Origin of the sequence: Pseudomonas sp. B21-032 (genome assembly GCF_024748965.1) — a bacterium.
GTDB lineage: Bacteria > Pseudomonadota > Gammaproteobacteria > Pseudomonadales > Pseudomonadaceae > Aquipseudomonas.
In genome coordinates this window covers 1,455,450-1,474,062 of record NZ_CP087180.1, presented here as the reverse complement: position 1 = coordinate 1,474,062, position 18,613 = coordinate 1,455,450, and the positions used below count along the sequence as shown (strand labels likewise).

Genomic DNA, 18,613 nt, shown 5'->3' with positions numbered 1-18,613 from the left:
TGTAGGAGCGGGCTTGACCCGCGATGAGGCCCGCTCAGCCAACAAACCTTTCAAGAAACGCCCGCTGCTCAAGCCACGCCATCTCCTGCACCACCGGCCTGAAGCGCACCACACGCCCCGGCAGCATCTGCGCCATCCTCGCCAGGGCCAACGGCGTCAACGCGCCCAAGCGTGGATAACCACCAATGGTCTGGCGGTCATTGAGCAGCACGATCGGCTGGCCATCCGGTGGCACCTGCACCGCGCCCAACGCAATCCCCTCGGAAATCATCGACGGCCCCTGGTAGCGCAACACCGGCCCGAGCAAGCGCATGCCCATGCGATCAGCGCGGCTGTCGAGGGTCCAGTCGCGGTTGAACGCTTCAAACAGACTCGTGCCGCTAAAATCGCCGATCTGCGCACCGAGCAACAGATCAAGCGGCGACCTGTCGGTAAAGTCCGGCCACAACGCCTCCGGCACTTCTTTGAGCGCCGCTGCCACACCGGCGTATTCCAGCGCTTGCCCCTTGGCCAGCGGCGAGCCCAAACCATCCAGCCCACCGAGCGCTTCACGTACCACGCTGGCACAACTGCCCAGTACCTGCGGCGCCTTGAAGCCACCCGGCGCGGCGATGTAGGCACGGGCGCCATGCAGCGGCGCATTCAGGCGCAGGCGCTGGCCCTTGCCCATGCTGAAGCTACGCCAGGGCTTGAGCGGCTGGCCATCGAGGCGTGCGTCGAGGTCGGCGCCGGCCAGGGCCAGGCAACAGTCCTGCTCGGCAATCAGGCTGAAACCACCGAGGGTGACCTCGACCACCGCGGCCTCGGGCGCGTTGCCCTGCAGCCAGTTGGCCCAGCGCATCGACACCCAGTCCAGCGCCCCGCCCTGGGTCACGCCCAGGTGGCGCACGCCAAAGCGCCCGGCATCCTGCAGCAGGCACAGCGGCGTGCTGGCCTCGATCGACAAGCGGCTCATGGCTGTGCCTCCAGCGGGGTATCGTCGCCGCCCAGGTTGATGAAGGTGGCGCGCTCAACCGCCACGAAGCGCACCCGGTCACCCGGCTGCAACAGGCTGTAGCCATCACGCAGGCGGTCGAAAAGCTTGCTCGGGGTGCGCCCGATCAGATTCCAGCCGCCGGGAGAAACCGCTGGATAAGCGGCGGTCTGGCGCTCGGCAATGCCCACGCTGCCGGCCGCCACGCGTTTGCGCGGGGTGGCCAGGCGCGGCGCGGCCAGGGCTTGTTCGACCAGGCCCATGAAGGCGAAGCCGGGGGCAAAGCCCAGGGCGAACACCTGGTACTCACGCTCGCTGTGGCGGCGAATGATGTCGGCCACCGATGTGTTGCAACGCTCGGCCAGCAGTTGCAGCTCCGGGCCGACACTCGGGTCATACCACACCGGAATCTCGTGCTGGCGGCCTGCGCTGCCAGGGTCCGGCTGCAAGTCGGTGAGCGCTTGGCGAATACAGGCCTGGGCCTCGGCCGGCGACAGCTGGAGCAGGTCGAACTGCACCATCAGCGTGGTATAGGACGGCACCAGGTCGACCAGGCGCCCGGCAAAGGCACTGCGCAGGCGCTGGCTGGCGGCGAGCATCCAGGGCATGTTGCTTTCATCGATCTGGTCGAACAGGCGCACCATCAGGCAGTCGATGGCCACCACTTCAATACGGTAATTCATGGCACCGCCTGGGCATCGAGGGCCTGACGGATCTGCCGCACGGCGGCGATCGAGCTGTCGTTGTCGCCATGCACGCACAGGGTATCGGCCTGCAGCAGCAACGCGCTGCCATCGCTGGCGCTCAGCGCCTCGCCGCGGGCCAGGCGCAGGGCCTGCTCGACAATCATCGCCGGATCATGGTGCACCGCCCCCGGCAAGCGCCGCGACAACAGGTGGCCGCTGGCGTCGTAGGCGCGGTCGGCAAAGGCTTCGAACCACAGGGTTACACCGTACTCATCGCCCAAGGCCTGGGCCGCGCTGTTGTCGGCGGTGGCCATCAGCATCAGCGGCAGTTGCCGGTCATAGGCGGCCACGGCTTCGAGCACGGCACGCAGCTTGAGCGGCTCGACCATCATGTCGTTGTACAGCGCGCCGTGGGGTTTGACGTAGGCAACCCGGGTACCCTGGGTACGGCAAATGCCGTCCAGGGCGCCGATCTGGTAATGCAGCAGGTCGCGAATCTCTTCGGCGCTGCAGGCCATGGAGCGGCGGCCGAAGCCGGCCAGGTCCGGGTAGGCCGGATGGGCGCCGATGCGCACCTGGCTGGCCACGGCCAGGGCCACGGTCTTGCGCATGATCCCGGGGTCGCCGGCATGAAAACCGCAGGCAATGTTGGCGCAATCAACATAAGGCATGACCTGGGCATCCAGGCCCATGGTCCAGCTGCCAAAACTTTCACCCATATCGCAATTCAATAACAGGCGGCTCACGTGTGACACTCCTTCAGGCTCGGCCTTAATGGGCTTCTAATTGTTTGCCGCGGGTTTCCGGCAGGCTCAAGGCTGCCAGAATTACCACTCCGTAGGACACTGCGGCAAATCCGCCGATGCCCAGGCCCAGGGGAATCTTCTGGCTCAGCAAGCCGATCAGCAGCGGGAAGAACGCCGCCAGCGCGCGGCCGATGTTGTAGCAAAAGCCCTGGCCCGAGCCGCGGATGCGGGTGGGGAAGAGTTCGGTGAGAAACGCGCCCATGCCGCTGAAGATCCCCGAGGCGAAGAAGCCCAGGGGGAAGCCCAGCCAGAGCATGACGCCGTCGCTGACCGGCATCTGGGTGTAGAGCAGGACAATGATGAACGAACCGACGGCGAAGAGGATGAAGTTCTTTTTCCGGCCCAGCAGGTCGGTGAGGTAGGCGCTGATCACATAGCCGATGTAGGAGCCGAAGATCACCATCGCCAGGTAGCCGCCGGTACCCAGTACGCTCAAGCCGCGCTCGTTCTTGAGGAAGGTTGGCAGCCACGAGGTGATGGCGTAGTAGCCGCCCAGGGCGCCGGTGGTCAGCAGCGAGGCGCGGATCGTGGTGAAGAGCATGCCCGGGGCGAAGATTTCATAAAAATGCGACGGCGCTGCGGTCTTTTCCGCGGCCTTGGCCTGCTGGTAGATCTCCGGGTCCTTGACCAGGCGGCGAACGAAAATCACGAACACCGCTGGCACGATGCCCAGCAAAAACAGTGCGCGCCAGGCATCTTCCGGCGGCAACAGCGAAAACAGCACGGCATACAGGATCGCCGTCAGGCCCCAGCCGATGGCCCAGCCGGACTGCACCATGCCCACTGCCTTGCCACGGTCCTGGGCGCGGATCACTTCGCCGATCAGCACGGCGCCGGCGGTCCATTCGCCGCCAAAACCGAAGCCCATCAGGGTGCGGGCGATCAACAGCTGCTCGTAGTTCTGGGCAAAGCCGCAAAGAAAGGTGAAGAAGGCGAACCACAGTACCGTCAATTGCAGGGTGCGCACGCGGCCGATGCGGTCGGAAAGGATACCGGCGATCCAGCCGCCCAAGGCCGAGGCGATCAGGGTGCTGGTGTGAATCAACCCGGCTTCGGCGGTGCTGATGCCCCACAGGGCGATCAGGGTGGGGATGACGAAGCTGAGCATCTGCGTGTCCATGCCATCGAGGCCGTAGCCGATCTTGCAGCTCCAGAAGGTCCGGCGTTCCTGCTTGTTGATGTTGCGGTACCAGTCGAATGGCCCCGCCACTGACCTGGCTTTGACCTGTTGCTGCACGCCCGATGGGTTCATGGTTGCCTCAGCTTGTTGGTATTGTTTTAACGACGACAACATGTGTCGCGGCTTGAGGATCATTTTTCGACGCCCGCAGGTTGTCGTCCAACGAGAAAAACCAGCTGTCTGGCATAAGAAAAACTTGATCAGTGAGCGCGCCATGAACCTCAAATTCCTCGAAACCTTCGTCTGGGTCGCCCGCCTCAAGAGCTTTCGCCTGACCGCCGAAAAGCTCTTCACCACCCAGGCCTCGATCTCCAGCCGCATCGCCGCGCTTGAGGCCGATCTCGGGGTCAGGTTGCTGCTGCGCGACTCACGTGGCGTGAGCCTGACCCCGGAAGGCAGCAAGGTGCTCGAGTACGCCGAACAGATGCTCGACACCGCCAAGGCCCTCAAGCAATCGCTGGACAGCGACCGGGCCAAGGTCGGGCGCATTCGCATCGGCGTGATGGACACGGTAATCCACACCTGGATGAGCCCGCTGGTGGCGGAGTTGATGGAGCGCTACCCGCAGGTGGAAATCGAGTTGATCGCCGATACGGCGCTTAACTTGCGCGAACAACTGCAAAAAGGCTTTCTCGATGTAATCCTGCAAACCGACCTGTTGCGCCAGGAAAGCATCCGCAGCCTGGACCTGGCGCGCTACCCCATGGGCTGGATCGTCGCCAGCCAGTCAATCTACAACCGCGACTACACCTCGCTGGCGGACCTGGCCCGCGAGCGCATCGTGACCTTTTCGAAAAATTCCCGCCCGCACCAGGAAGTTCTCAGCCTGCTGCAGGCCGAAGGGGTCGGCGCGCCACGGCTGAACTGCGTGAACTCGGTGGCGGCGATCACCCGGCTGTTGCGTGATGGTTTTGGTATTGGCGCCCTGCCACCGGCGCTGGTCAGCGAGGAACTGGCCCGTGGCGAGCTGATCCTGCTGCCGCTGGCCCAACAGCCACCGAGCCTGGAGCTGGTGGTGGCCTGGCAGACCGGCGTCGAGCTGGTCGACGAGGTGGTGCAACTGTGCCGCAACGTGTTGGAGCGCTACGCCCGCGATGCCGGGCCGCAGCGCATCGTGCTGGTTTAGCGCCAGCTCTCCTGCACCGCCTTGCGCCGCCCGCCGAGGGCCACCCAGCCGAGCAACAGCAGCAGGCTTTCGACCACCAGCGCCAGCAGCAGCGCGCAACTCAGGCCCCAGGCCAGGGCCTCGGGGTTAAGCAGAATCTGGTAGCGGTAAGCGTTGAGGGTTTCTTCGCGCAGTTGCGGGTTGGCGGTAACCAGCACATGCCAGGTTTTCGCCAGCCACGGGCCCTGCACGATCTGCCATTCCTGCTCGAACTGGCGATTGCGGATCAACAGGCTCTCGATGCTGTTGGCATCGCTGGTGAACACCGGGTCGTCGCTGCTGCGGTAATGGCGCACCAAGGCCTGCAGGTCGCCGTTGAAGAAGCGCTTGGCGGTGTCTTCAAAACCCTTGAGGCCTTCGCGCGATTCAAGCAGGTGCGCCTCGACCCGCTGGCTGTAATCGACGATATAGCCCGGCACCTGCAGCCCGACCAGCAAACCGCAGGTAAACAACAGCAAGCGCAGGTAACTTCTGAACATGGGGCTGATCCTTAGCTGGCCTGGCCTTCGGCGATGCATTCGCCACGGCGCCACAGGGCCCACTGGCCAGGTGCGTAGCGATGCCAGGTTTCGTTCTCGGTGAGGGCCTCGGTGGCGATCACCGTGACCACATCGTTAGGGGTGGTTTCGGCCTGGAAGTCGACGATCATGTCGACGTCCTTCAGCCGTGCCGGGCCAAACGGCGCTCGGCGGGTGATGTGCACCAGCTTGGTCGAACAGAAGCAGAACAGCCAGTCGCCATCGCTGAACAGGCAGTTGAACACGCCCTTGCCACGGTATTCGGCGCAGGCCTCGACCAGCACCGGCAGCAATTGCTCGACCTCGACCGGTTCGGGGAAGGCTTCGCGCACGCGGTTGAGCAGGTCGCAAAACGCCGCTTCGCTGTCGGTGTCGCCAACCGGCCGATAGAAGGTCGCCTGGCCCTTGAACTCGCCGAGCTGGCCGTTGTGCGCAAAGCACCAGTTGCGCCCCCACAGCTCGCGCACGAACGGATGGGTGTTGGACAGGCAGACCTTGCCGACGTTGGCCTGGCGAATGTGGCCGATCACCACCTCGCTCTTGATCGGGTAGCGCTGCACCAGGTTGGCGACTTCCGACTCGCAGCTCGCCGCCGGGTCCTGGAACAGGCGCAGGCCACGGCCTTCGTAGAAGGCGATGCCCCAGCCGTCACGGTGCGGGCCGGTGCGCCCGCCGCGCTGCATCAGCCCGGTGAAGCTGAAAACGATGTCGGTCGGCACATTGGCGCTCATGCCCAGTAATTCACACATGCTTGGCTGCTCCGGGCAAAGGCTACAGGCGCGGCTCGACCCGCGCGCCACTGCCGCCCAGCGGCGCTGCAGGTGGCGGGTTACGGTAGCGGTCGCTGCGCTCGGCGGCGAACAGCTCATCGCTCACAGGCTCGTCCGCTTCACGTTGCGCGGCGGCTTGCGCCTGCTCGCGGCGGGCCCTGGCACGGCGCTCGAGCGGCCAGCGGATGAGCACGAACAGCGCATACAGGGCAAAGGCAATCATGCCGTACATGGCCAGGTCGGCTGCGGCGCGCAGGGCGTTGTTGCCGACCTTGAACAGGGTGTCGAGAGCGGCAATGGCGATGGCCGGGGCGAACTTTTCTTTCACCGGGTCGACAATGGTCGGGGTCAGCAGCAGCACCGCCATCAGCACCCGCAGCGGTTCGCGCAACCAGCGCCACATCCATGAGGTCAGGCGAAAGCCCACCAGCAGGCATCCCAAGGCGGCAAGGGCGTAGAGGCCCCAGGCGAGCAGATAGTCGTTCTCGGTCATGGTGTCCGTGGCAAGCTAGGCAAATAGACGCTTATGATAAACACTTTTCCGCGCGCAGGCGCCCCCCAGCCAAGAGAACCCCGCATGTCCGCAGACGCCACCGCTCCCCGTGCCCCGATTGCCCGCAAGGCCGAAGGTGCCGATCCCTATGCCTGGCTGCAGCAGCGCGACACCCCCGAGGTGCTGGCGTACCTGAACGCCGAGAACGCCTATCAAGAGGCGCAGCTGGCCGCTCAGGCGCCGCTGCGCGAGCAACTGTTCGAAGAGATCAAGGCGCGCATCCTCGAGACCGACCTGTCGCTGCCCTCGCCCTGGGGCCCGTACCTGTACTACACGCGCACCACCGCCGGTGACGAATACGCCCGCCACTACCGCTGCCCGCGCCCGGCCGACGATTCCAATACGGTCGATGAAAGCCGCGAAGAGCTGCTGCTCGACCCCAATGAACTGGCCCAGGGCGGCTTTCTGTCCCTCGGTGCCTTCAGCATCAGCCCCGACCACCAGCGCCTGGCCTACAGCCTGGACACCACGGGCGACGAAATCTACACCCTGTTCGTCAAGGAACTGGCCAGCGGCGCCATCGAGCAACTGCCGTTCGAGGACTGCGACGGCAGCATGACCTGGGCCAACGACAACCAGACGCTGTTCTTCGCCGAGCTGGACGACACCCATCGCCCGCACAAGCTGTTGCGCCATCGCCTGGGCAGCGGCAGCGTTGCACCCGTGTATGAAGAAACCGACGGTCGTTTCTTTCTGCACTGCTACCGCGCCAGCTCCGAGCGCCAGCTGATCCTGCTGCTCAACAGCAAGACCACCAGCGAGGCCTGGGTGCTCGACGCCGAACATCCCGAGCAGGCCTTCACCTGCCTGGCGCCGCGGGTCGAGGGCCACGAGTACTACCCTGACCACGGCCAGCTCGAAGGCCAGTGGCGCTGGTTCATCCGCAGCAACCAGGACGGCATCAACTTCGCCCTGTACCAGGCCCAAGCCGATAGCGTGCCGAGCCGCGAGCAATGGCAACTGCTGGTGGCCCACCGCGACACGGTGATGCTCGAAGGCCTGACCCTCAACGCCAGCGCCCTGACCCTGAGCCTGCGCGAAGGCGGCCTGCCGATCATCGAGGTGCGCCCACAAGGCCTGCCGGCCTACCGCGTCGAGCTGCCAGACGCTGCCTACAGCTTGTACGTGCAGGACAGCCTGGAGTTCGTCAGCCCGCGCATCCGCCTGCGTTACCAGTCGCTCAACCGCCCGGCCCAGGTACGCCAGCTGGAGCTGGCCAGCGGCGCCCAGCAAGTGCTCAAGCAAACCCCGGTGCTCGGCCCGTTCGACCCGGATGCCTACGTCAGCCAGCGCCTGTGGGCCACTGCCGCCGACGGCACCCAGGTGCCGATCAGCCTGGTGCAGCGCCGCGCCGACGTCGGCAAGCCGGTGCCGCTGTACCTGTACGGTTATGGCGCCTATGGCGAAAGCCTCGACCCGTGGTTCTCCCACGCCCGCCTGAGCCTGCTCGAACGCGGCGTGGCCTTTGCCATCGCCCACGTGCGTGGTGGCGGCGAGCTGGGTGAAGCCTGGTACCGCGCCGGCAAGCAGGAGCACAAGCACAACACCTTCGGCGATTTCATTGCCTGCGCCGAACACCTGATCGCCCAGGGCGTTACCTGCGCCGGGCAACTGGCGATCAGCGGCGGCAGCGCCGGTGGCCTGCTGATCGGCGCAGTACTCAACCAGCGCCCGGAGCTGTTCAAGGCGGCGATTGCCGAAGTGCCGTTCGTCGACGTGCTCAACACCATGCTCGACCCGGAACTGCCGCTGACCGTCACCGAATACGACGAGTGGGGCAACCCCGAAGAACCCGAGGTGTACGAGCGGATCAAGGCCTACGCACCCTATGAAAACGTCCGCGCCCAGGCCTACCCTGCCCTGCTGGTGATCGCCGGTTACAACGACAGCCGCGTGCAGTACTGGGAAGCGGCCAAGTGGGTGGCGCGGCTGCGGGTGACCAAGACCGACGACAACCTGCTGCTGCTCAAGACCGAAATGGGCGCCGGCCACGGCGGCATGAGCGGGCGCTACCAAGGGCTGCGCGATGTGGCGCTGGAGTATGCGTTTGTATTTAACGTGCTGGGCGTGGTGTAAATCGGAAAATTTGTTGTCTGAGTCACCGCCCGCCCCTGTAGGAGCGGGCTTGACCCGCGATTATCAGACACCACAAAACTAAAAGAACGACGCAAATGCCTGAACCCACCCACCTCAACAACGAAATCCGCGACATGCTCATGGACTGCGGCCTGTTCGACCAGTTGCTGCCTGTCGACTTCCAGGCCGCCGCCGGCTATTTCAGCATCAGCAGCATGAGCGAAGGTGAAGAAATTTTCCGCGAAGGCGATGCCGGCACCTTCATGTGCATCATCCACCACGGCGTGGTGTCGGTACGCAAGACCGACGCCGAGCAGCGCCAGGTCGAAATCGCCACCCTGCGCAAGGGCCGTGCCTTCGGCGAAATGGCCGTGCTCGACGGTGAACGGCGCTCGGCCAGTTGCATTGCCGCCAGCGACTGCCAACTGCTCAACCTGGGCAAGGACTCGCTGGAAAAGATGCTCAACGACGCCCCGAAGATCGCCGCCAAGATCATCCGCGCCCTGGCCGTGGCCTTGTCGCGGCGCCTGCGCATGCAGGACGGCCAGCGTCTGGCGCAGCAGGTCTAGTCGCCCTTGCCCTTGCTGTTGTCCGGATTCAGGCCGGGTAACGGCTGGTCCTTGGGCGGAGCGGGCAGCGGCATCGGCGGCAGCAATGGCGAGCCCGGTCGCGCATCACCGGCCCGCGGCGGCGTACTTGGCGTCACCTGCGGATAGGGTGTTGGCGTGGCGGTGCCCGGCGCCCCCGGCACCGGCGTGGCCAGCCGCGGTTGCAGCTCGGCGGCCACGGTGCTTTGCAGGCTGGCACAGATCAGTACGGCAATGATCGCGTAACGCATGCGCAGGCTCCTTGAGGGTCCTGGCTACAGGCTACTCCCACCGCGCACGGTTTGCCTGTCCGAATTGCCCGCCATCGGGCTAAACTTCAAGGCATAACCGTAACAAGCCCGAGAAAAGGTAATCCCATGAGTTCGTCATCCTCTGCCGCCGCCACCGCACGGCTAGACCGCATCCTCGCCGACGCCAAGCGCGACAAGGAAATGGGCTACCGTGACAAGGCCCTGCGCATGTACCCGCACGTGTGTGGCCGCTGCGCCCGCGAGTTCGCCGGCAAGCGCCTGAGCGAGCTGACCGTGCACCACCGTGACCACAACCACGACAACAACCCCCAGGACGGTTCCAACTGGGAGCTGCTGTGCCTGTACTGTCACGACAACGAGCACTCGCGCTATACCGACCAGCAGTACTTCAGCGAAGGCTCGACCAGCAGCCCGAGCATCGCCAAGGCCACCCACAATCCGTTTGCGGCCCTGGCCGGGATGCTGAAGAAGGACTGAAGCGCCCACAGTCGCCGGCAAGCCCGTATAATCGCGTCTTTTTTGCGAAGGGCCCCGGCACGTGGCGAACAAACGGTACAGCTGCATTGGTCTGTTCAACCCCAAGTCAGCAGAGAACGTCGGTTCGGTGATGCGCGCCGCGGGTTGCTACGGCGTCAACTCGGTGTTCTACACCGGCAAGCGCTATGAGCGCGCCCGCGACTTCGTCACCGACACCAAGCGGGTGCACTACGACATTCCGCTGATCGGTATCGACGACCTGCAGAAGATCATCCCCCTGGGCTGCACGCCGGTGGCGGTAGAGCTGGTCGACGGCGCCCGGGCGCTGCCCGAGTACACCCACCCGGACCGCGCGATCTATATCTTCGGCCCCGAAGACGGCTCCCTCGACCCGAGCGTGCGGGCCTGGTGTGAAGAGACCATCTACATCCCGACCAACGGTTGCATGAACCTTGCCGCCACCGTCAACGTGGTGCTCTACGACCGCCTGGCCAAGGGCCTGAACACCCGCTCCGGGCCGAAATTCAAGTAAGCCGACTGAACAGCCCGCCCCGCCCGGCGGTCTGCTATAGACCATCGTCCCTACTGGAGAATGACCATGACCGAGAAACAGACGCTTATCCCGGCCAATTCAGCGCATATGGCCAGCGATCAGAATGTCCACGGCTGGGAGCGCGCAGGTTCGGTTGCCACCGGGGTGATCATGGTCGGCAAGGGCCTGCGCCGTGGCGGCCTGTTCGGCTTGATTCAGGTGGCCATCGGCGGGGTTGCCCTGGCCCGTGGCATCACCGGCCACAGCTCGGTGAAAAGCCTGATCGAACGCGGCCGCAGCGACCTGGACAACATCCGCAGCAAGATCGAACGCAGCGGCGCCGAGCTGCAAGCGCTCAAGGCCAACGCCGAAGCCGCTACCCGTGGCACCACGGTGACCGGCAACGACGCGCTCAATGACCCCAAGCCTTAACGCAGCAGCTTGCTCTGCAGCACCTCGGACGACTTGCCCAGCACGCTTTCGCTGAGCTGGATGAACTCGGCGGTGCTGACGCTGTTCAGGCGCATCATCGCCCGGGTGACATCGTCCAGTGAGCGCTGGTTGTGGGTGTGCAGGCGGATTTCCTGGTCAAGCGCGCGCAACAGCAGCACGCCACGGGCGATCACCGCGCTGTCGACCTGCTCGCCGCGCAAGCTGCTGACCTTCTTGCCACTGCGTTCAAGGCTCGCCTGCAGGGCCTGGTAACGCTCGTCGGTCATGCCGCCGGCGCGGCGCAGCAGTTCGCTGGCGTAGTACTCGGCCAGGCTTTCGCTGATCCAGTCGCTGGCCTCGCGATCATTGATTTGCGCAAACACATGCACCAGCTCGCGCAGCACCGGGCTTGAGCCGTTCTCAGCGACCAACGGACGGCTGCTGTGCAGGTAGATGGAGTTGTGCCCGGCGCGAGCGCCGCGCCACAGTTCATCGCGGGCCCCCACCAGCAACAGCTTGGGCGGGTTGCGCGGGAACACTGCCTGAAGCTGTGGCCAGACGAAGGTCAGCAGGGTCAGGTTGTCCAGCCGGCGCATGCCCTGGCCTTGGGGTGCGGCGACACTGACTTCGGTTTCGCCCAGGCGCGCGCGGCGGGTGCCGACGGTGCCGGCGAGCATCCAGCCGGTCGGGCGGTCGAACAGGCGCGAAACGTTGTCGATGCGAAAACGCTGCTTGCCGATGCGCGGCCACGGCGTCTCGACGCTTTTCCAGCCCTTGGGCAGCTCGAAGCTCAGGCGTGCCACCAGTTCGGTGCCGTCGTGCTGGTCCAGGCGCGCCGGCGGCACCAGGTCGTCGCCGCGAAACAGCGCCCAATCCGGGGTCATGCGGGTTTCATAAGCGCCGCCCTTGAGCCGCTGGCTCAGGCGTACCTTGTAGGTGAGCTGGCTTTTGCCCGGCGCCGGTTGCCAGTGGCCACGCTGATCGTCGCCCTGCAGTTGCCACTGGCCGTCGGCCTTGAACTCGCTGTAGGCGCCGTCCTTGCCCAGGTCGAAGTCCAGGCTGCGCACGCTGGCGCCATCGGCCAGGGTCAGGCGCACTTCGGCCTGCTCGCTTTCTGGCAGCAAGCGCACGTGGTAATCCAGATCGACTTTTTTCGCCCAGGCCGGCGAACTGGCCAGCAGGCCCAGCACCAGCCACCCATGGCAACGCACACGCATACAGAAACTCCTTGTTCCGCCAAACGCGCTGTCCGACAACCCTCTGCGAGGCTCAGCCGGCGCGGAAAATCAGATAGTCTTCCCAGTCGTCTTCATCGACGCTGTCTTCGCTGAGCATGCGCCCGGATTGTGAAATCCGTTGCTTGTGCACCTGCTCGCGGTCGCCACACACCAGATGATGCCAGTCGGGCAGATCCTTGCCCTCGCTGACCAGGCGGTAACCGCAGGTGGTCGGCAGCCATTTGAACTGGTCGGCCTTGCCCGGCGTGAGCTGGATGCAGTCGGGTACGATCTGCATCCGCTGCGGGTAATCGCTGCACTGGCAGGTCTTGAGGTCCAGCAACTTGCAGGCGATACGCGTGTAATAGACGCTGTTGTCGTCTTCATCTTCAAGCTTTTGCAGGCAGCACAGGCCACAGCCGTCACACAGCGACTCCCACTCTTGCGGGTCGAGTTGCTCGAGGGTTTTACGCATCCAGAATGGATTGGCGTTGGCAGTCATGTCGCGGGTGTCCTGTTTCAATTCGTATGCGGCGGCGCGGCGGCGCCAGTCTAGGGCCTGTCACCGGCCATTGCCAGACCGCTTGTCAGCGCTCATATGACACAGTAGTTTGACCAGCGGTCACCACCCCAACTTCAGGAACTATTGATGAGTGCAAATCCTCGCGTTGCCGATCATGCCATCAACGAACAGTTCATCCAGCGCTGGTCGCCGCGCGCCTTCACCGGCGAGCCGATCGACCAGGCCACCCTGCTGAGCTTCCTGGAAGCCGCACGCTGGGCACCTTCGGCCTACAACTCGCAGCCCTGGCGCTTCCTCTATGCCCGCCGTGATACTTCGAACTGGGAACGCTTCCTTGGCCTGCTCAACGAGTTCAACCGCAGCTGGGCCCAGCACGCCTCGGCGCTGGTGATCATCATTTCCAAAACCAGCTTCACCGCGCCGGGCGCCAGCGAAGAAACCCCGGCCCTGTGGCACACCTTCGACACCGGCTCGGCCTGGGGACACCTGGCGCTGCAAGCGAGCCTGAGCGGCTGGCACACCCATGGCATGGCCGGTTTCGACCAGGAACTGACCCGCAAGGAGCTGAAGATCCCCGAAGGCTACGCCCTGCACGCGGCAGTGGCGATCGGCAAGCTGGGCGACAAGTCGACCCTGGCCGAAGGCTTGCAGGCGCGGGAAGTGCCGAGCCCGCGGCGGCCGTTGAGCGAGTTGGCGGCTGAGGGTGATTTCAGCCTTTGATGGGTTTCGCGGGTCAAGTCGAGACGTTTAATAGCCGCGCTGAAAGTCCACTTCCCCGCGCAGCCCTTGACCCGCCTGATACGCCCGCAAGTTCTCGACAAACAAGCGCACCATCGCCGAAGGCGAGGTCGGTGCCGAGCTGTGCCCGGTCAGCAGCAAGCCCCAGGCGGTCCAGAACGGATGGCGCTGGGGCAGCGGCTCCTGCCGACAGACATCGATCACCGCACCGGCCAGATGGCCTTTCTTCAAAGCCTCGACGAGGTCGCCATCGACCACCGCCACACCGCGCCCGGCATTGATGAACAACGCCTCGGGGTTGAAGCGCTGAAACAACGCGGCGTCGTACAGGTCATGGGTTGCCGGGGTATCGGGCAGCAGGTTGATGACGTAATCGACCTCGCCGACCAGACGGCCCAGGTCGTCAAGGCCGGCCACTTCGATAAACGGCGCCTGCTCACGCGGCTGGCTGGCGATGCCGTACAACTGCACGCCAAACGGAACCAGAAACTGCGCCACCTGCTGGCCGATATCACCGGTGCCGACGATCAGCGCCCGGCGCCCTTGCAGGCTGCGTCCGGGGCGGTCATCCCACTTGCGCTCGACCTGGCTGACCAGGCGCGCCAGTACCTCGCGCTCGTGGCCGAGCATGTAGGTGAGCACATACTCGGCCATGACCTGGCCAAAGATGCCCACCGCCCGGGTCAGGCGGTAGTCGCGCTGCAGGCCGTCAGCCAGCAGCGGCGTGATGCCGGCCCAGGTCGACTGCAGCCACTGCGGCTGGTGGCCCTGGCGCAGCAAGGTCGCCAGCAGGTCCGGCTGGCCCAGCCACACCGGGCTGGCGGCGGCCATCCGCGCAAGCTCGGCCGAATCGCCACTGTTCAGGACCTCCAGGTCCGGTGCCATCTCGCGCAACAGCCGAGCGTAGAGGGCATGATCCTGTTCAGCGATCAAAACACGCATGTTCATTGCAACCTTGGGTAACGGCGCAAGCCGCCAGGGGCTGGCGGCGCGACAAAGAGGGGGATCAGACCGGGTCGTTGCGACGCAGCAGCTCTTCTGGCAGGTGCTCGATGTACTCGTCCTCGGCCGGTGGCATTTGCAGGTGGTAACCCTGCTGTTCGAGGTTTTCCAGGACCTTGGCAATATCTTCGCGGGCCAGCTGGCGCTCCGGGCTCAGGACCAGGTCGAAGGCATGCACCGGCTTGCCAAAAAACGGCAGCAGGCCTTCGGGCACGCGCTCCAGGCCATCGGCCTTGAGCACGTACAGGTACATTTCGTTCTTGCGCGGGCTCTTGTAGATCGAGCAGATACGTTTCATGGTTGGTCTCCGGCGCCCGCCAGGCAATCAAGCAGCGCCTGCCCCATGCGCTCACGGCGCCAGCCGCGCAGCGACTCGGGGAGTTGATAGGGTCCGTTGGGGTAGCCGCTCTTGAGCAGCAGTTCCAGGGTTTTCTTGCGCAGCATCAGCTCGGGGGCGATGTTCAGGCGCTCGGCCTCGGCCTGGCCGATGGCGCGCAGTTGCTTGAGCAGCGCCGAGGCTTCGATCGGCAGCGGCTCGGGCACCGCTGGCGGCCATTGCTCTGGCGGCAGACTGGCGGCCTGCTTGATCAGGCCGAGCAAAAACTCGCCATCCTGACGAATGGTGCGCGGGTGCATGTCTTCGATCTTGGCCAGCGCCGACAGTGAGTCGGGCTGGGTGCGGGCCATCGGCCACAAGGCGTTTTCACGCACGATGCGGTTGCGCGGCAGGTCACGGGCACGCGCCTCGCGCTCGCGCCAGGCGCACAGCTCGCGCAGTACCGCCAGTTGCGCACGCGACAGCTTCCAGGCCAGCTTGGCTTCGCGGTATAGCTCAAGGGGATCGGTTTCGCGGCGCAGCTGGGCAACCAGTTCGGCGCCGTCTTCAAGCACCCAGGCGTTCTTGTCATCCGACAGTTGCGGGCGCAGGCGCTCGTACAGTTCGGCCAGGTGCACGGCGTCTTCGGCGGCGTAGCTGACCTGGGTGTCCGACAGCGGGCGTTGCAGCCAGTCGGAGCGGGTTTCACCCTTGGGCAGGTCGATGCCAAGCACTTCCTGGACCAGGCGCGAATAGCCCATGGAGAAGCCCAGGTTGAGGTAACCGGCGGCCAGCTGGGTGTCGAACAACGGCGCCGGCAGGCTGCCGGTCAGGCGCGACAGCACTTCGAGGTCTTCGCTGCAGGCATGCAGGACCTTGATCACCTGCGGATCTTCGAGCAGGCCGGCCAGCGGCTGCCAGTCGCCGATGCGCAGCGGATCGATCAGGTAGGCCCGTGCCCCGTCGCCGACCTGGATCAAACCGGCTTTCGGATAAAAGGTATCGACCCGCATGAACTCGGTGTCGAGTGCCACGAAGGGCAGCGTGCGCCACTGCTGGCAATGCTCTGCCAGGCTGCGGTCATCGCAAATCCAGTGAATATCAATGGCCACAAGGCTCTCCCACAAACAATGGCGCGCAGTATATACGGCGCAGGCCATCGTCGGGAAACCACTCGACCGCTATCCCTGCCGCCGCTACCGCGCCTGTGATCAGTGCCGGGCCAACATCGGCCGGCAACTGGCGAACAGGTCCAGCTGCGGCTTGTACAGGGCGGTGTGCACCTGCAGCAGGCCGAGCATGGAATGGAACAGATTGTCCTGGCTCAGCGGTTGATTACGGGCCTTCTGCAGGCAGTCGCTGTCGACGCCGAAGCTGGCCTTGTAACTGTCGGAGAACCACGCCAGCAGCGGCACGTGTTTTTGCTGCTCCGGCGCCAGCATGTACGGCGTGCCATGCAGGTACAGGTTGTACTCACCGAGCGATTCGCCGTGGTCGGAGAGGTACAGCATGGCGGTGTCGACCTTGTCCTGCTTGCTGCGCAAGAGGTCGATCAGCGAAGCGAGGACATGGTCGGTGTACACCAGAGTGTTGTCATAGGCGTTGACGATGCTCTCCTGGCTGCACTGGTTGAGGGCGTTGCTGCGGCACACTGGAGTGAAGCGCTCGTACGCTTTGGGGTAACGCTTGTAGTAGTCCGGCCCGTGGCTGCCCATCTGGTGCAGGACCAGCACGGTGTCCTGTTGCAGGTTGTCGATGAAGCTGTCCAGGCCCTTGAGCAGGATCTCGTCGCGGCACTCGTCATCGGCGCACAGCGCCGGGTCCTTGAGGTTGCTGACATCCTCGAACACCACCCGGTCGCAAGTGCCCTTGCAGCCAGACTGGTTATCACGCCAGCGCACCGCCAGCCCTGCCCGCTGCAGCACATCGAGCAGGCCTTCCTGGTTTTTTGCGGTGCTGGCGTCGTAATCCTTGCGGGTGAAGCCGGAGAACATGCACGGCACCGACACGGCGGTTTCGGTGCCGCAGGAGTGCACGTCGGTGAAGGCGATCAGGCCCTTTTCCTGGCTCAGTTGCGGTGTGGTGTCACGGCCATAGCCGAGCACCCCGAAGTTCGGCGCCCGCGCGCTCTCGCCGACCACCAGCACAGTCAGCGACTTGCGCGTACGTTGCTGCCAGGCGACGTCGAGCCTGGCGTCCTCGCCGATGGCGCGAAACGGCTTGGCGGCGCTGCCAACGCGCTCGCCGACATAGCCCAGGGAGGCGCCGACAAAATTGCTCGGCACCAGCAACAGGCGGATTTCATGGTGATTGCGAAACAGCGAAGCCAGGCCCTGGTAGTTGATCAGCGCGACGGCGCCCAGCACCACAACACAGGCGACACTGGCGAGTAACTTGCCGAACAATTCACGGACCCAGTTACGGTATAAAACCGGCGTCTTGTACAACAACAAAGAAGGCAAGACACCTAAAAACGTTATATATAAAAAAAGTTTAATCGAGAGCAGGTCACGCACTTCCGTGGCATTCGTCTCCATGGCATTGCGCAGCATGCCGACATCGATCATTACCCCGTACTGGCTCATGAAGTACGCCACTGCGGCACTGACCATGAACAAGGTAATCAGCAGCGGTTTGAGCAGCGGCCTGAAGGCCAGCAGGGTCAATACCAGGTTGAACGCACAGAGGATCATCACCCCAAAGGCCCCGCGCAGCAGCAGGCCGTGGGCATCGGTGGCAAGCACCGAGGCCAGGTGTTGCCACAATAACGAGTTGAAGCCGATCAACAGGTACAGGCTGGCAATCAACGTGACCCATTCGGCCCGCAGGGGTTTGACCTTGAACATGATGGTTCGCTTATTTAAACGTCGGGAACAGTGCCGTTGCGGCACTACCTGGAAACAGCCCGAACTTTAAGTAGCCAGTCATCAATTTTTTGTGAAAAAGACGCCAACAAATAGTCGCTTGGCGTCTATTTAAGTATGACGTTCAGCGTGTGTTCAGGCACACGCCTGTTTACCCCGGCAGGTGCACTTTTGAATAGGAATCGCGATCAATATCAATTACCTCGACGCACAGCTGGATGTCCAGCCCCGGCGTGCCTGGCACGGCCTCCTTGAGCACCTCCAGCAGGCTCGCCGACAGCTGGCGTTTGATCTCGGCCGAACGGCCGCTGAGGATCGCCAGCTTGATGTGGGCGAACGCACGCTCTACCGGCGCCACGCCCACGCGAAAACTGCCCAGGGCCACGGCGCGGCTCTTGATGTCCAGCTCTTCGGCAAACTGGCCACTACCGACCAGGGCGTGGTTAAGGCGCAGTAACAGGCGGTCGACCTCGAGGTTTTTCAGGTTGTCGCTGTATTCCACATGAAGATGAGGCATTGCACGGAGTCCTGGGCAGGGCAAATGTTGCAACAGACTACCCCAGCCGCGAAACCCGGCAAAGCCGACTATCCTCTAAGTTCATGACTTCCACCCCACAAACCCCGGAGAGGTGAAGAAATGCCGGTCAAGCACGATTTACTCGCAGACTTGAATCTGACCAAGGACCAGTTCATCGAGAAGAAACAACACGACCCGCGGCTGAGTCAGCTGCATGAAGACTACAACCGCAAAGACGCCGAAGTCGTCGATGCCGAGAACAATAGCGCCGCCGATGACACCGTCACCCGGCTACGCAAGGAACGCCTGAAGATCAAGGACGAGATCGTCGCCCATCTTAAGTAACCCGCACTACCTGTGGGAGCGGGCTTGACCCGCGATAGCGATCTACCTGCCACATCGCATCGCC

Annotated in this window: 23 protein-coding genes; 8 read left to right on the top strand and 15 right to left on the bottom strand. The window is 64.1% G+C overall.

Features of this window, described 5'->3' with window-relative positions:
• Positions 1-34 precede the first annotated feature (34 nt).
• From LOY54_RS06775 to LOY54_RS06760, 4 genes are read right to left on the bottom strand one after another with little or no spacing between them, the layout of a single operon-like run.
• Positions 35-955, bottom strand: coding sequence for a biotin-dependent carboxyltransferase family protein (locus LOY54_RS06775; protein ID WP_258609975.1), 921 nt, complete (start codon positions 953-955; stop codon positions 35-37).
• Positions 952-1,656 carry a 5-oxoprolinase subunit PxpB gene (gene pxpB / locus LOY54_RS06770; protein ID WP_258609973.1) on the bottom strand — a complete coding sequence of 235 codons (705 nt, stop codon included), beginning with the start codon at positions 1,654-1,656 and terminating at the stop codon, positions 952-954. Before pxpB ends, LOY54_RS06775 begins: the two co-directional genes overlap by 4 nt.
• Positions 1,653-2,405, bottom strand: a complete 753-nt coding sequence (locus tag LOY54_RS06765; RefSeq protein WP_258609971.1) for a 5-oxoprolinase subunit PxpA — start codon at positions 2,403-2,405, stop codon at positions 1,653-1,655. The genes pxpB and LOY54_RS06765 overlap by 4 nt, the downstream gene beginning before the upstream one ends.
• A gap of 25 nt (positions 2,406-2,430) precedes the next feature.
• The gene (locus LOY54_RS06760; RefSeq protein ID WP_045193471.1) at positions 2,431-3,717 is read right to left on the bottom strand and encodes an MFS transporter; all 1,287 of its coding nucleotides are present in this window, start codon (positions 3,715-3,717) and stop codon (positions 2,431-2,433) included.
• A gap of 142 nt (positions 3,718-3,859) precedes the next feature.
• Here LOY54_RS06760 and LOY54_RS06755 point away from each other — a divergent pair, with 142 nt between their 5' ends.
• Positions 3,860-4,771, top strand: coding sequence for a LysR family transcriptional regulator (locus tag LOY54_RS06755; protein ID WP_258609969.1), 912 nt, complete (start codon positions 3,860-3,862; stop codon positions 4,769-4,771).
• On the opposite strand, the gene LOY54_RS06750 is transcribed toward LOY54_RS06755, so the two are convergent.
• The 3 genes from LOY54_RS06750 to LOY54_RS06740 are packed head-to-tail and all read right to left on the bottom strand — an operon-like array spanning position 4,768 to position 6,591.
• A complete protein-coding gene (locus LOY54_RS06750) occupies positions 4,768-5,289 on the bottom strand; it encodes a DUF2937 family protein (protein WP_093386196.1) in 522 nt (173 codons plus the stop codon). The two genes, LOY54_RS06755 and LOY54_RS06750, sit on opposite strands and share 4 nt — an antisense overlap.
• An 11-nt stretch (positions 5,290-5,300) precedes the next feature.
• Positions 5,301-6,077 (bottom strand): class II glutamine amidotransferase, encoded by a 777-nt coding sequence (locus LOY54_RS06745; protein ID WP_045193474.1) that lies wholly within the window; start codon positions 6,075-6,077, stop codon positions 5,301-5,303.
• Between the two features lie 22 nt (positions 6,078-6,099).
• On the bottom strand, positions 6,100-6,591 hold the full coding sequence (locus LOY54_RS06740) for an MFS transporter (protein WP_258609967.1): 492 nt from the start codon (positions 6,589-6,591) through the stop codon (positions 6,100-6,102).
• Positions 6,592-6,675: 84 nt separating this feature from the next.
• Here LOY54_RS06740 and LOY54_RS06735 point away from each other — a divergent pair, with 84 nt between their 5' ends.
• Positions 6,676-8,727, top strand: coding sequence for a S9 family peptidase (locus LOY54_RS06735; RefSeq protein WP_213602135.1), 2,052 nt, complete (start codon positions 6,676-6,678; stop codon positions 8,725-8,727).
• Positions 8,728-8,822: 95 nt separating this feature from the next.
• Positions 8,823-9,296, top strand: a complete 474-nt coding sequence (locus LOY54_RS06730) for a cyclic nucleotide-binding domain-containing protein (RefSeq protein WP_045193477.1) — start codon at positions 8,823-8,825, stop codon at positions 9,294-9,296.
• Here LOY54_RS06730 and LOY54_RS06725 read toward each other — a convergent pair.
• On the bottom strand, positions 9,293-9,565 hold the full coding sequence (locus LOY54_RS06725; protein ID WP_213602137.1) for a hypothetical protein: 273 nt from the start codon (positions 9,563-9,565) through the stop codon (positions 9,293-9,295). The two genes, LOY54_RS06730 and LOY54_RS06725, sit on opposite strands and share 4 nt — an antisense overlap.
• Positions 9,566-9,691: 126 nt before the next feature.
• On the opposite strand from LOY54_RS06725, the gene LOY54_RS06720 reads away from it, so the two are divergent.
• The 3 genes from LOY54_RS06720 (at position 9,692) to LOY54_RS06710 (ending at position 11,027) form a co-directional block, all read left to right on the top strand.
• Positions 9,692-10,063 carry a YajD family HNH nuclease gene (locus LOY54_RS06720; RefSeq protein WP_038996595.1) on the top strand — a complete coding sequence of 124 codons (372 nt, stop codon included), beginning with the start codon at positions 9,692-9,694 and terminating at the stop codon, positions 10,061-10,063.
• A gap of 61 nt (positions 10,064-10,124) precedes the next feature.
• Positions 10,125-10,595 (top strand): RNA methyltransferase, encoded by a 471-nt coding sequence (locus LOY54_RS06715; RefSeq protein WP_093386219.1) that lies wholly within the window; start codon positions 10,125-10,127, stop codon positions 10,593-10,595.
• A gap of 66 nt (positions 10,596-10,661) precedes the next feature.
• A complete protein-coding gene (locus LOY54_RS06710) occupies positions 10,662-11,027 on the top strand; it encodes a DUF2892 domain-containing protein (RefSeq protein WP_093386224.1) in 366 nt (121 codons plus the stop codon).
• Here the strand turns inward: LOY54_RS06710 and LOY54_RS06705 are convergent.
• Together LOY54_RS06705 and LOY54_RS06700 are read right to left on the bottom strand one after the other, a co-directional pair.
• Complete coding sequence (locus tag LOY54_RS06705) at positions 11,024-12,238, bottom strand: hypothetical protein (RefSeq protein WP_045193703.1); 1,215 nt, start codon at positions 12,236-12,238, stop codon at positions 11,024-11,026. The genes LOY54_RS06710 and LOY54_RS06705 overlap by 4 nt on opposite strands.
• Before the next feature lie 58 nt (positions 12,239-12,296).
• The gene (locus LOY54_RS06700; protein ID WP_045193480.1) at positions 12,297-12,746 is read right to left on the bottom strand and encodes a YcgN family cysteine cluster protein; all 450 of its coding nucleotides are present in this window, start codon (positions 12,744-12,746) and stop codon (positions 12,297-12,299) included.
• 147 nt (positions 12,747-12,893) lie between these two features.
• Here LOY54_RS06700 and LOY54_RS06695 point away from each other — a divergent pair, with 147 nt between their 5' ends.
• Complete coding sequence (locus LOY54_RS06695) at positions 12,894-13,487, top strand: nitroreductase family protein (protein ID WP_258609964.1); 594 nt, start codon at positions 12,894-12,896, stop codon at positions 13,485-13,487.
• A 27-nt stretch (positions 13,488-13,514) separates the two neighbouring features.
• On the opposite strand, the gene LOY54_RS06690 is transcribed toward LOY54_RS06695, so the two are convergent.
• The 5 genes from LOY54_RS06690 to LOY54_RS06670 all read right to left on the bottom strand — a co-directional run bounded on the left by LOY54_RS06690 (position 13,515) and on the right by LOY54_RS06670 (position 18,204).
• Positions 13,515-14,447: a D-2-hydroxyacid dehydrogenase gene (locus tag LOY54_RS06690; RefSeq protein ID WP_045193705.1), complete on the bottom strand. Its 933-nt coding sequence runs from the start codon at positions 14,445-14,447 to the stop codon at positions 13,515-13,517.
• A gap of 64 nt (positions 14,448-14,511) precedes the next feature.
• A complete protein-coding gene (locus LOY54_RS06685; RefSeq protein WP_045193483.1) occupies positions 14,512-14,805 on the bottom strand; it encodes a YcgL domain-containing protein in 294 nt (97 codons plus the stop codon).
• On the bottom strand, positions 14,802-15,935 hold the full coding sequence (gene rnd, locus LOY54_RS06680) for a ribonuclease D (protein ID WP_045193484.1): 1,134 nt from the start codon (positions 15,933-15,935) through the stop codon (positions 14,802-14,804). Before rnd ends, LOY54_RS06685 begins: the two co-directional genes overlap by 4 nt.
• Positions 15,936-16,034: 99 nt before the next feature.
• The gene (locus LOY54_RS06675) at positions 16,035-17,669 is read right to left on the bottom strand and encodes a phosphoethanolamine transferase (protein ID WP_258609961.1); all 1,635 of its coding nucleotides are present in this window, start codon (positions 17,667-17,669) and stop codon (positions 16,035-16,037) included.
• A 169-nt stretch (positions 17,670-17,838) separates the two neighbouring features.
• Entirely contained in the window at positions 17,839-18,204 is a 366-nt protein-coding gene (locus LOY54_RS06670) for a 5-carboxymethyl-2-hydroxymuconate Delta-isomerase (RefSeq protein WP_258609959.1), read from the bottom strand.
• 120 nt (positions 18,205-18,324) lie between these two features.
• On the opposite strand from LOY54_RS06670, the gene LOY54_RS06665 reads away from it, so the two are divergent.
• On the top strand, positions 18,325-18,549 hold the full coding sequence (locus LOY54_RS06665; RefSeq protein ID WP_045193487.1) for a YdcH family protein: 225 nt from the start codon (positions 18,325-18,327) through the stop codon (positions 18,547-18,549).
• Positions 18,550-18,613 lie beyond the last annotated feature (64 nt).

Bases quoted from the DNA above. Each gene is read 5' to 3' on its own strand.
- LOY54_RS06775 (WP_258609975.1), bottom strand. From the start codon at position 955: ATGAGCCGCTTGTCGATCGAGGCCAGCACGCCGCTGTGCCTGCTGCAG.
- pxpB (WP_258609973.1), bottom strand. From the start codon at position 1,656: ATGAATTACCGTATTGAAGTGGTGGCCATCGACTGCCTGATGGTGCGC.
- LOY54_RS06760 (WP_045193471.1), bottom strand. From the start codon at position 3,717: ATGAACCCATCGGGCGTGCAGCAACAGGTCAAAGCCAGGTCAGTGGCG.
- LOY54_RS06755 (WP_258609969.1), top strand. From the start codon at position 3,860: ATGAACCTCAAATTCCTCGAAACCTTCGTCTGGGTCGCCCGCCTCAAG.
- LOY54_RS06750 (WP_093386196.1), bottom strand. From the start codon at position 5,289: ATGTTCAGAAGTTACCTGCGCTTGCTGTTGTTTACCTGCGGTTTGCTG.
- LOY54_RS06745 (WP_045193474.1), bottom strand. From the start codon at position 6,077: ATGTGTGAATTACTGGGCATGAGCGCCAATGTGCCGACCGACATCGTT.
- LOY54_RS06740 (WP_258609967.1), bottom strand. From the start codon at position 6,591: ATGACCGAGAACGACTATCTGCTCGCCTGGGGCCTCTACGCCCTTGCC.
- LOY54_RS06735 (WP_213602135.1), top strand. From the start codon at position 6,676: ATGTCCGCAGACGCCACCGCTCCCCGTGCCCCGATTGCCCGCAAGGCC.
- LOY54_RS06730 (WP_045193477.1), top strand. From the start codon at position 8,823: ATGCCTGAACCCACCCACCTCAACAACGAAATCCGCGACATGCTCATG.
- LOY54_RS06725 (WP_213602137.1), bottom strand. From the start codon at position 9,565: ATGCGTTACGCGATCATTGCCGTACTGATCTGTGCCAGCCTGCAAAGC.
- LOY54_RS06720 (WP_038996595.1), top strand. From the start codon at position 9,692: ATGAGTTCGTCATCCTCTGCCGCCGCCACCGCACGGCTAGACCGCATC.
- LOY54_RS06710 (WP_093386224.1), top strand. From the start codon at position 10,662: ATGACCGAGAAACAGACGCTTATCCCGGCCAATTCAGCGCATATGGCC.
- LOY54_RS06700 (WP_045193480.1), bottom strand. From the start codon at position 12,746: ATGACTGCCAACGCCAATCCATTCTGGATGCGTAAAACCCTCGAGCAA.
- LOY54_RS06695 (WP_258609964.1), top strand. From the start codon at position 12,894: ATGAGTGCAAATCCTCGCGTTGCCGATCATGCCATCAACGAACAGTTC.
- LOY54_RS06690 (WP_045193705.1), bottom strand. From the start codon at position 14,447: ATGCGTGTTTTGATCGCTGAACAGGATCATGCCCTCTACGCTCGGCTG.
- LOY54_RS06685 (WP_045193483.1), bottom strand. From the start codon at position 14,805: ATGAAACGTATCTGCTCGATCTACAAGAGCCCGCGCAAGAACGAAATG.
- LOY54_RS06675 (WP_258609961.1), bottom strand. From the start codon at position 17,669: ATGTTCAAGGTCAAACCCCTGCGGGCCGAATGGGTCACGTTGATTGCC.
- LOY54_RS06670 (WP_258609959.1), bottom strand. From the start codon at position 18,204: ATGCCTCATCTTCATGTGGAATACAGCGACAACCTGAAAAACCTCGAG.
- LOY54_RS06665 (WP_045193487.1), top strand. From the start codon at position 18,325: ATGCCGGTCAAGCACGATTTACTCGCAGACTTGAATCTGACCAAGGAC.